10 protein-coding genes and 1 tRNA gene are annotated in these 11,271 nt (G+C 35.3%); 7 read left to right on the top strand and 4 right to left on the bottom strand.

What is annotated here, in order from left to right; genetic code table 11:
• Positions 1–94: 94 nt before the first annotated feature.
• Positions 95–535: a retropepsin-like aspartic protease gene (locus tag EKM02_RS09015; protein ID WP_126454365.1), complete on the bottom strand. Its 441-nt coding sequence runs from the start codon at positions 533–535 to the stop codon at positions 95–97.
• Between the two features lie 155 nt (positions 536–690).
• Between EKM02_RS09015 and EKM02_RS09010 the strand changes: the two genes are divergently transcribed.
• The 5 genes from EKM02_RS09010 to EKM02_RS08990 all read left to right on the top strand — a co-directional run bounded on the left by EKM02_RS09010 (position 691) and on the right by EKM02_RS08990 (position 4,889).
• A complete protein-coding gene (locus EKM02_RS09010) occupies positions 691–1,470 on the top strand; it encodes a TatD family hydrolase (RefSeq protein ID WP_126454363.1) in 780 nt (259 codons plus the stop codon).
• A 67-nt stretch (positions 1,471–1,537) separates the two neighbouring features.
• Positions 1,538–2,674: a 1-acyl-sn-glycerol-3-phosphate acyltransferase gene (locus EKM02_RS09005; RefSeq protein WP_126454361.1), complete on the top strand. Its 1,137-nt coding sequence runs from the start codon at positions 1,538–1,540 to the stop codon at positions 2,672–2,674.
• A complete protein-coding gene (locus EKM02_RS09000) occupies positions 2,664–3,692 on the top strand; it encodes an asparaginase (RefSeq protein ID WP_126454359.1) in 1,029 nt (342 codons plus the stop codon). Before EKM02_RS09005 ends, EKM02_RS09000 begins: the two co-directional genes overlap by 11 nt.
• 60 nt (positions 3,693–3,752) lie before the next feature.
• Positions 3,753–3,837, top strand: a tRNA-Ser gene (locus EKM02_RS08995).
• 350 nt (positions 3,838–4,187) lie between these two features.
• Positions 4,188–4,889, top strand: coding sequence for a porin family protein (locus EKM02_RS08990; protein ID WP_126454357.1), 702 nt, complete (start codon positions 4,188–4,190; stop codon positions 4,887–4,889).
• Here the strand turns inward: EKM02_RS08990 and EKM02_RS08985 are convergent.
• A complete protein-coding gene (locus EKM02_RS08985) occupies positions 4,884–5,489 on the bottom strand; it encodes a hypothetical protein (protein WP_126454355.1) in 606 nt (201 codons plus the stop codon). The genes EKM02_RS08990 and EKM02_RS08985 overlap by 6 nt on opposite strands.
• Positions 5,490–5,711: 222 nt before the next feature.
• Between EKM02_RS08985 and EKM02_RS08980 the strand changes: the two genes are divergently transcribed.
• Complete coding sequence (locus tag EKM02_RS08980) at positions 5,712–8,153, top strand: bifunctional UDP-N-acetylmuramoyl-tripeptide:D-alanyl-D-alanine ligase/alanine racemase (protein WP_126454353.1); 2,442 nt, start codon at positions 5,712–5,714, stop codon at positions 8,151–8,153.
• A gap of 92 nt (positions 8,154–8,245) precedes the next feature.
• Entirely contained in the window at positions 8,246–8,662 is a 417-nt protein-coding gene (gene mscL / locus EKM02_RS08975) for a large conductance mechanosensitive channel protein MscL (RefSeq protein WP_126454351.1), read from the top strand.
• A gap of 51 nt (positions 8,663–8,713) precedes the next feature.
• Here mscL and EKM02_RS08970 read toward each other — a convergent pair whose 3' ends face one another.
• Positions 8,714–9,109, bottom strand: coding sequence for a hypothetical protein (locus tag EKM02_RS08970; RefSeq protein ID WP_126454349.1), 396 nt, complete (start codon positions 9,107–9,109; stop codon positions 8,714–8,716).
• Positions 9,110–9,176: 67 nt separating this feature from the next.
• Positions 9,177–11,132 (bottom strand): metallophosphoesterase, encoded by a 1,956-nt coding sequence (locus EKM02_RS08965; RefSeq protein WP_126454347.1) that lies wholly within the window; start codon positions 11,130–11,132, stop codon positions 9,177–9,179.
• Between the last annotated feature and the right edge of the window lie 139 nt (positions 11,133–11,271).

Below are 11,271 nucleotides of genomic sequence, written 5' to 3'. Positions count from 1 at the left end.
CTTGCAAAAACGTTTTTGCAAGTGTTTAATTAAATATTTTTATCTAATAATCTGTATCGGTTATTCAGGACAAGACAGTTATCAAAGGGGAGTTCTATTTTAATAAATACAAATAATGATTGTAATAATCCACAATCGCTTTGCCTTTCATCAAGATATCAGCGCCAATAATTCCATGAACCGGTTGTGCCTTGTGCTGCACTAAAGCTTCGTTTACATGCGATAAATCAAAAATAACGAGTTCAAAATTAGAATCTTTCCAAGAGCCAAGCTGCAACTTGTTTTTCAAAGCGAGTTGAGTATGCATTCCGGTTGCTCCTGCTCCAGAGGCTTTTGTCTTTGATTTTTTGGCTTCCAATAGAAATAAATCGACACTTTCAAACCCTACGCAACTATTTGAGGCTCCTGTGTCCAGAATAAAATTACCCAGTACACCATTGATTTTTGCTTTTATCAAAACATGTTTTGTTGTGGTAATTTTAAATTTCACTTTTTTATAATTTTCTTTTTTAAGAATATTGAGCAGGTTTTTCATCTAGGCAGAATTTATTTTCGGAATTATAGTGTCCCTTTTACAAAGATACAAGTTGTTGTATGCAGTTTTGGAATCTTTTTTCTGTCGCAATCTTTGTTAAACCATTTTTTTGACTAGTTTAATTCTTGTAATTTTGTATTCTTAAACGACGACACTTGGAAACAAAAGTAATAATTACCGATACCCATACTCATTTATATTCTGAGGAATTCAATCAAGATCGGGACGAAATGATGAAGCGCGCCATTGAAGCGGGGGTTTCACGATTTTTTATTCCGGCAATCGATTCGACGTGCACGGAATCTATGTATACTTTAGAGAAAAAGTATCCTGAAAACGTATTCTTGATGATGGGATTGCATCCCACGTATGTGAAAGAGAATTATCTGGAAGAATTACAGCATGTGAAAAACGAATTGACCAAAAGAAAATTCTACGCTGTTGGTGAAATTGGGATCGATTTGTATTGGGATAAAACCCATTTGCCTCAGCAACAAATTGCTTTCAAAAAGCAGATTCAATTGGCTAAAGAATATAAGTTACCTATTGTGATTCATTGTCGGGATGCATTTGATGAAATTTTCGAAATTCTGGAGCAAGAAAAATCGGATGATTTATTTGGTATTTTTCATTGTTTTTCTGGAACGTATGAACAAGCTTTAAGGGCAATTTCGTATAATATGAAGCTTGGAATAGGTGGGGTTGTTACTTTCAAAAATGGAAAAATTGATCAATTTTTGAAACAGATCGATATAAAGTATCTTGTTTTAGAAACAGATTCCCCATATTTAGCCCCAATTCCTTTTCGAGGAAAAAGGAATGAAAGTAGTTACATCGTCAGCATAGTCGATAAGCTAGCCCAGATTTATGGCCTTTCAACACATGAAATAGCAATACGAACCACCGAGAATTCTAAAGCTATTTTTGGGATTTAAAGTGGAATTCACTTTATTTTGACTTTTTTTTTGTTCATTTGCCCACACAAATATAGAAAAATCAACAATGCAGAAATTTGACGCTATTCGGCCATTTTATGATTCCGAAATAAATGAAGCACTTCAAGATGTGATTAATCACCCAATGATGAAAGCATTGATGAGCTTTACTTTTCCTGGTGTTGCTGACGAAGTTTGGAAAGGACAACTCAGGAAAACGCATTCCATTCGGGATTTTCAATGTAATTTTATATACCAATCGGTTCAAAGAATACTAGAAAAAAGTTCCGAAGGAATGACCACTTCCGGTTTTGAAAAGTTAAAGAAAAACACTTCTTATTTGTTTGTCTCAAATCATCGGGACATCCTTTTGGATACTACGTTATTAAACACAGCCTTATTTGAACATGGGTTAGTGATGACAGCCTCAGCGATTGGGGATAATTTAGTAAAAAAATCGTTTCTGAATACCTTGGCAAAACTGAACCGTAATTTTTTAGTACAACGGGGATTGACTCCAAGAGAAATGCTGCAGAGTTCAAAACTATTGTCGGAATATATAGGGAATTTATTGCTTCATGAAAACCGTTCTGTATGGATAGCACAGCGAGAAGGAAGAACGAAAGACGGCAAGGATGAGACCAATCCGGGTGTTTTGAAAATGGTGGGTATGGGTTCTGATGAAAAGAATTTAATGGATTATTTCAAGAAAATTAAAATTGTACCCGTTTCTATTTCGTACGAGTATGATCCTACTGATGCTCTGAAAATGCCACAATTGATGGCTGAAGCCAATAATGAAGTGTATGTCAAGGAAAAGAATGAAGATTTCATGACGATTTTGAGTGGCGCTCTAGGGCAAAAGAAGAGAATACACATTCATGTTGGGAAAGTTTTAGATATTGAAATTGATGCCATTATTACAGAAAACGAGAACTCAAATAAGCAAATAGTAGCTTTGGCACAAGTAATTGACAATGCCATATTGAGTAATTACAAATTATGGCCAACGAATTTTATTGCTTTTGATATTGTAAATAAGACTAATAGATATTCCCATTTGTATACTGAAAATGAAAAATCATTGTTCGAGCGCAGACTGGAAATGCGAATTGATCATGACAATCCAGTGGCCCTTGAAAGTTTTTTGGCCATGTATGCAAATCCAGTTGTGAACAAATTAAAATACCACGATGTTGTATAAAGCCAAAATACTTTTAATATATACCGGAGGAACCATTGGTATGCGAAAAGATTTTGAAACAGGAGCTCTCAAGGCATTCAATTTTAGTAAATTGTTACAGCGAATTCCAGAATTGAAACAATTGGATTGTGAGATCGAAACTGTTTCTTTTGAAAATCCTATAGATTCCTCGAACATGAATCCTGAAAAATGGGCAAAAATGGCTATAATTATTGCAGATAATTATACTTCATTTGATGGATTTGTTGTGCTTCATGGATCCGATACTATGTCGTATTCTGCTTCAGCTCTGAGTTTTATGCTTGAGAATTTGGCAAAACCAGTCGTTTTTACAGGTTCCCAACTGCCTATTGGGGATTTGCGTACCGATGCTAAAGAAAACCTGATTACAGCCATTCAAATAGCGTCTCTGCAAAATAATAATCAGCCTGTTATCAGTGAAGTGTGTCTTTATTTTGAATACAAATTATACCGAGGCAATAGAACTACAAAGATTAATGCAGAACATTTTAAAGCATTTACGTCTCCAAATTATCCGGAATTGGTGGAGTCTGGGGTGCATTTAAAGTTGAATCCTGAATTGTTTTTGCCTAAAAAAGGAATGGAGGAATTCAAAGTGCATAAAAATTTAGACAATAATGTTGCCATTATCAAGATGTTTCCTGGAATCAGTGAAGCAGTTTTATCCGCTATTTTAAATATTCCGAATCTTAAAGGTGTTGTTTTAGAAACCTACGGAGCTGGGAATGCACCTACAGAGGATTGGTTTTTAAACCTCTTGAAAAAAGCGATTGCCGGCGGGTTACATATTGTTAACGTTACCCAATGTTCTGGCGGGAGTGTCAGTATGGGGCAATACGAAACCAGTACCGGACTGAAAGAAATTGGTGTGATTTCCGGAAAAGACATCACCACCGAGGCGGGAATCACAAAATTGATGTATTTATTGAGCAAAAAAATAGCCCCAAAAGACTTCAAAACTATTTTTGAAACTTCTTTACGAGGAGAAATGACATAATATTCAGATTTTACTTTTCTAACTCGTTTTTTTTCGTGTTCTTTGCAGCCGTAATAAAATAGAGAGGTGGCCGAGTGGCTGAAGGCGCACGCCTGGAAAGCGTGTATATGGCAACATATCGAGGGTTCGAATCCCTTCCTCTCTGCGATGAAATAATGCTTCCTAAAAGGGGAGCATTTTTTGTTTTAGGGCGTGGTCAATTTTTTAGTTTGTCAAGAGAGTAAACAAAAAAAGATCAGCAGGCAATACCAGTATTAATTTTTTGTGAGCCGTCCTTCCTTTAGGTCAACAAGGGTAGTTCAGTCCTTTCTGTCAAATAGAATTCCGTGGCTGCAAGAACTTAGAGCGTTTTTATCTTTAAAGGTCTTAAAAAGGATTATTTGTGGTTGTTATTTATCACAAAACGATCAAAAGGGTATATTTGTATCGTTTTAATGAGAATTGGAAGCCAAGGGTGTTTGATAGAATCATTGAGCCATTTAAAACCAAAAAATTATGCGAATTTTTCTTAGTTGTTTTCTGCTGCTAATGGTTGCTACTGTTTTTTCTCAGGAAAATACACCATCACAAGATACTCTAATTATGAAAGTGGATTCCTTGTATCGTGAGGATCAGTTCTATTTTGGGATCACTTACAATATATTGACGGACGGCCCTTCGGGGTTGTCACAAAGCAAATTTTCGTCGGGTTTGTCAGGTGGTTTTTTGCGGGATATGCCTTTAAATAAAAAGAGAACCGTTGCAATAGCTTCCGGTATTGGATTTACATATAATAATTACAATCAAAACATAGCCATTTCTGCAACAGACGGTATGCCAGTTTATGCCCTGATTGATGCCAATAGGGATTATAATAAAAATAAGTTTTCCCTACTTTCAGTTGATGTTCCTGTTGAGTTTAGATGGCGAACCTCTACTTATGAAAGCCATAAATTTTGGCGCATTTATACAGGAATAAAGTTTAGTTATTTGCTCTACGACAAGTCCGTTTTTGATAGTGCTCAGGGCAAAGTGGTGGTTACAGGAAATAAAGATTTTAATAAATTACAATACGGGGCTTATGTCTCTGCAGGATACAATACAATTAATTTGTATGCCTATTATGGTTTAAATTCAATATTCAAATCGGCAAAAATAGAAGACAAGTCAATTACCATGAAAGCATTAAATATTGGCATAGTATTTTATATTTTATAGCCATAAAACCAATAAAAGCAATTGTGGAATAATTCCCAGAACAAAACCTAAAAGGAGTTCTTTAATGGTATGCGCTTTCATTTCCAGTCTGGAAGTCGCGACCACGCCATTCAACAGTAGTAGTAATGCAATGGTAAAAATGTTTTGAATATGAAGGTGCAGGCTTAATCCAATGATAAATACAGTCAAAGAGCTGATGGCTATCATGTGCAGGCTTGCTTTTATCTGCAAAAACAATAGGATTAGAGCTAATAATGAACTCATGAGTCCCCCCAATAAAAAAAAATGCAACTCTGGATAGGAATCAATAGTGATACTTTTTCGAACTAATAAGATGATCAAGAAACAATGAAGTATTAAGGGTATTTTACGCTGGGATATTTTAGAAACCATTATGGAATCTATATTTCCTGTAGCGCGTAAGAGAAAAAAGGCCAAAACAGGAATTAACACCGTCACAATCAACACCTGAAAAAAAATGAATATCTTTTCTTGACTCACAAAATCAGATCCATTAAAAAAAAGGAAGAACAATGTTGCCATTGCCGGAATGAATATCGGATGGAAAATATAAGAGAAAAGGGGAAGGGTTTTTTTCAATAGTTTTGATTTTGTATCAAACAAATATAGGTAATCTGTCAAAATTAGTAAAGCATATCAAAAGAGTTTCTTGTTTTTAATAAACGAAATTGCTCATAATTATCGTATATCTGTCGCTTCGTTTTGAAAAGAAGTGCTATTTTTGAGGAAGTTTTGCAAATAAACAGCCTGTTGAAAGTATCATTTTCAAAAAAGAAATTCACCTCAATCTTTTTTTATTCCATGAGCAAAAAAATTCTAAATAGCATACAAAATATCCCCGCAAAGTTTATTGGAACCAGCAGTACGATGGCTATTGATTCTATTTCTATAGACAGTCGTTCTTTGCAAAATGGCCCGAAAACGCTGTTTTTTGCATTGGTTGGAGCCAATACGGATGCGCACCTTTATCTCAAAAATTTAATTGCAAGTGGCGTCCAGAATTTTGTAGTTACCCATATTCCTGAAGATTGTGAAGGGAAAGCTAATTTTTATGTAGTGACCAATACCTTGTTGGCTTTGCAACAATTTGCCGCAGCATATCGCAGTTTCTTTGATTTTCCTATCATTGGGCTTACGGGAAGTAACGGTAAAACGATAGTCAAAGAATGGCTTAATTTTTTATTAAGTCCGGATTATAACGTTATCCGAAGTCCAAAGAGTTACAACTCTCAAATTGGTGTTCCGCTGTCTGTGATTGCGATAAATGAAAAACACAATTTAGGAATTTTTGAAGCCGGTATTTCTACGGTTTCAGAAATGGAAAAACTCGAAAAAATCATTAAACCTACGATTGGAATTCTCACGAATATAGGGACGGCACATGACGAAGGTTTTGCTGATATCAGTGACAAAATCAAAGAAAAATTGAAACTTTTCCAGGATGTCCAAGTCATTATTTATCATAAAAATCCAACAATTGATTTGTTGATCCGTCCCGATACTACCGTTTTTTGCTGGAGTTATAACGATGCTAAGGCTTCGGTTCTGATTACTAAAAAGGGAGTTTTAGACAAGACCGTTTTGACGGTGTTACAAAACAACAACAAGTTTGACATAAAAATACCATTTCAGGATGAGGCATCGATAGAAAATGCAATTTCCTGTTTGATGGTTTTGTTGTATTTTAAATACGATAACAGAACGATTCAAAACCGCATGGAGTTGTTGTATCCGGTAGAAATGCGATTAAAAGTCAAAAACGGAATCAACAATAGCAGTATTATTGATGACAGTTACAGTTCTGATTTTCAATCCTTAAAAATTGCGTTGGATTTTCTTGAAAGTCAAAAACAGTATAAAAAGAAAACAGTCATTTTATCTGATATTTTTCAAAGCGGTTTGCCGAACGATGTGTTGTACGCGAAGGTGGCTGAGCTAATTGTTTCCAACCGGATTACACGGGTAATTGGTATTGGCGAAACCATTTCAGCATTTAAAAACAAGTTTGCTAACTGCAGTACTTTCCAAAACACGGCTGCATTTGTCGCTGATTTTGAAAACTTGGACTTTGGTAATGAAACCATTTTGATAAAAGGGGCGAGATCGTTCCAGTTTGAAGAAATTGTGTACTTATTAGAGGAGAAGACACATGAAACGGTCCTGGAAATCAATCTGAATGCTATTAGTTACAACCTGAATTTTTTTAAATCAAAGTTGCTACCAAAAGTAAAAATTATGGTTATGGTAAAAGCATTCGGGTACGGAAACGGCGGACTCGAAATTGCTAAATTACTGGAACATCATAAAGTAGATTATTTGGGTGTGGCTTTTGCCGATGAAGGAATTTCATTAAAAAACGGGGGCATTAATTTGCCTATTATGGTCCTTAATCCAGAGAATACTAGTTTTTCGGCTATTATTCAACATCAGTTGGAACCGGAAATTTACTGTTTAAAAGGTTTATATGCGTTCTTGAAGATAGCAAAACAAAAAAATTTAAAGCATTTTCCAATTCATATTAAATTCGATACCGGCATGCATCGATTGGGCTTTGAAGAAAATACCCTCGATGAACTGATAGCTGCGCTAAGAGGAAACAGTACCGTGCAAATAAAAAGTATTTTATCACACTTGGCTACGAGCGATGATCTTGAACACATGGATTTTGCTCATTCCCAAATTAATTTGTTCGAGAAAGTATCCTCTAAATTGATGTCTGAATTGCAAATAAAACCCTTGCGTCACATCCTGAACACCTCTGGGATAAGTAATTTTCTGGATTCGCAATTCGATATGGTTCGGCTGGGAATTGGTCTTTATGGAGTTTCAAATGATGCCCAAGAACAAAAGCAACTCGAAAATGTGGGGACACTAAAATCCGTGATCTCGCAAATAAGAACGATTGCTGCTGGAGAAAGCGTAGGCTATGGCCGCCGATTTGTAGCCGAAAAACCAACAAAAATTGCTACAATTCCCATAGGATATGCTGATGGGATTTCCAGAGGCTGGGGAGATGGTTTGGGATTTGTTATGGTAAAAAATACCAAAGCCTATATCGTTGGGAGTATTTGTATGGACATGCTGATGGTTGATGTCACCGGCGTTGAATGCAAAGAAGGTGATTCAATACTTATTTTTGGCGAAAATCCAACGGTTTCTTTTATAGCCCAGAAATTAAATACAATTCCCTATGAAATTTTGACCAGTATTTCGCAACGGGTGAAACGCGTGTTTTATAGGTAGCGATTAAATTTAGAAGAAAGGACTGTTACTGCTTTTAAAATTTTTATTAAATTCGTTTGTCAGAAGTAAATTTTAACCTAAAAAAATAAATTATGGGATTTTTTAGTGATTTCAAAGCCTCTTTGATGAAGAGAGACGTTTTAAGTTTAGCAACCGCGGTCGTTATTGCTGGAGCATTTGGCAAAATTGTAGGCTCAGCTGTTGATGATGTTATAATGCCAGTTGTTGGTTTGTTAACCGGAGGTATTGATTTTACCCAAAAATTCATCACCTTAGACGGAAATAGTTACGAAACCCTGGCTGCTGCAAAAGCTGCGGGTGCCGCCGTGATTACCTACGGTAATTTGGTCCAAGCCATTATCAACTTCATAATAATTGCATTCTTTATTTTTGTGGTTTTAAGAGCTGCTGAAAAGGCCAAGAAAAAGGAAGTTGTTTCCGTCGCTGCTCCAGCTGGGCCAACACAAGAACAATTGCTGACTGAGATTAGAGATTTATTGAAAAAATAATTCTGCTGTATTTTCAATACAGCAGGGTTGATTTCCTACTCAGAAATACATTTATTCAAGAATTAGATTCCTTTTAGGATAATACTGCATGGCAAGTAAAGCCAATGGCAAACACCAATTAGCAGATCTTTCAACAAATTCGATTACCGGATCACCCGACAATGGCCGACTTAATGCCGTTAAAAAAGCCCAAAAGGTTGCCCAAATTAATATACCACGAATTGGGTAAAATAGAGTGATTACAGCCACAATTATGTCCATGATTCCAATAAAAGGCATAATGAAAATGGCTTGTTTTATCGAAAGTCCAAAAGTAGTAAGAAGCGGAATCCATTTTGGGTTTATTCCAATTGCAACAATTCCGTGACCCAAAAAAGTTCCGAAAACTCCAACTCTAGCAATTAATTCTAACTTATTTGTATTGAGTAATTTTGTAGTTGTGTTCATTATTTTATATAAAAAAAACAAAACCCCCTGGACTAATTTCAAGAGGTTTTGATAGGTTAAATTAAAATTATTTTAAAATAATCAGAGAGTTGTCTTTTTGATTACCGATACTAAGTTCCAGTGCATAAACGCCTTTTGCATATTTGACAACATTACAACTATAAGAAAAAAGTTCATGCGTTTTTTCTGCTTTATCATCCATGATTAGTCTTCCATTTAAATCAAATATTTTAACATTAACCGTTCCTGTATCTGGAGAATTGTATTCTAATGTTAAATTGTCAACTACTGGATTTGGGAATACTTTAATAGGATAAAATTTTTGATTAATATCTGATGTTCCTAAAGTTGCTTTATTAATACAGAATTCGTCTAATATATTATTATTCTCGTCAAACGCGGTGGTGCAAATACTATTTGCAGTTACCTCAAATTTGCAGAAATTATAAGATGTTTTATATGTTTCGACAAACCACATAGGAACTCCTGGATATAAAGGGGCTCCTGCTCCACCACAAACTATTTCACATCTACCACCCGTTGGGCCACTGCCATAACTAGCAACGGCAGTTGTCGTGCTTACATTTCTATTAATTGGTTTTGTACGTTCGTACATGTGATCATGTCCATTAACTACAAAATCTACTCCATAGTCATCAAATGCTTTCCACCAGGTGTTAAAATAAGCATCCATTTCTCCATAATGCGTCCCAATGGTATAAAATGGCTTGTGGAAGAAAATGATTTTCCATTTTACATCCTTATTAGCTTCTAATGTGCTTAATAACCATTTGTATTGGGTTTCTCCAGCAGGGTCTTCTGAGTTTAGGGAAATAAACAAGGCATCACCATAAGTAAAAGAATAATACAGGTTCGTTCCATTAATGGGCTCTGATTTAGGGAATTCGAAAATATTGCTATAGGTAGGAACGCTTGTGGCATCATGATTTCCTAATGCGTGGAAAACCAGGTTATTATCAATATACGTTTTTCCGTTATCAAACCAATCGTTCCATTCTGAATATGCGCTACCGTCATCAACAATATCTCCATTAAAAATGGTAAAGTCTGCTTTTTTAGAATCAGCCAATGTTGATATTTGTTTCCAAATATCTAAACCAGATCTACTGTCTCCTATTGCTAAAAATGAAAAATCAGTTGTGTTTAGAGCCGGAGCAACACTATATTTTTTTCCAGCTGTCCAAAAGTCCGCAGTGGAATCATATAATTGATAGTATATTGTGGAGTTTGGGACAACTGATTCAAATGTATACTTAAAGAATTTTTCTTCATAACCATCACGCATTTTTGCCGAAAAAACCCCTTGTTCATAAGCTTCAGTATAACCCCATTTAATTTTGTCAGCAGTACTATTATTTCTCCAGCTGACAGTCAGTCCTTCAAGAGGGTTAACATTAGTTCCCCAACGAACATGTTTTATTTTTGTGTTTCCTATCAATGAAAAGTCAAAACTCATATCATCACTTATCGCAAGGTTTTGATGAATTTCGACGGCAATAGTATTTGTCCCATCTACAAAACCGGATTCTAGTAATGTTAGGTTTTTAGTAAGAAAAACTGCTCCATCATCTGTACAAGGAAGTATTGTTTGAGTATTATAAGTGATTGGTCCTGCAGGCATATTGTCTCGGTATATTTCAACTCCGTTTACGTAAACTATGACACCATCATCTCTTTTTACATTTAAATTATAACTTATATATCCCGCTGCTTTTTCTAGTTCAAATGTTTTTCTAAAATAAGTAGTAATGTATTTGTTCGTAGCGCTTGGGCCAAAACTAACAATTGTGGTTTCATCACCATCACCATATCCTAATTGTGCATTGCCAGATGCCCAAGTTGAATCATCAAAACTTTTTTCTTTCCAACTTGTTCCTTGATCAGAACCGTTGTCTAAAAACTTCCAGGATGAACCAGAAGGAATTAGGGTTGCTTGAGCATGAATAGACTCAACTAATATGCTTAGCAATAATGAATAAACAATAATTGTAAAATTTTTCATAGTTTAGATTATTTTTGGCAAATGTAGAAATCAAACTTTAACACTGTGCCAACTGGGATTTAACATACCGTTATGAAATCACCTTTAATATTAATATAAAACTTATTGCAAGATCAAAAAAGACGGTTTAAAAACGATG

The sequence above is a fragment of the Flavobacterium sp. RSP49 genome (assembly GCF_003968735.1).
GTDB lineage: Bacteria > Bacteroidota > Bacteroidia > Flavobacteriales > Flavobacteriaceae > Flavobacterium.
This window is presented reverse-complemented; position numbering and strand designations above follow the sequence as displayed.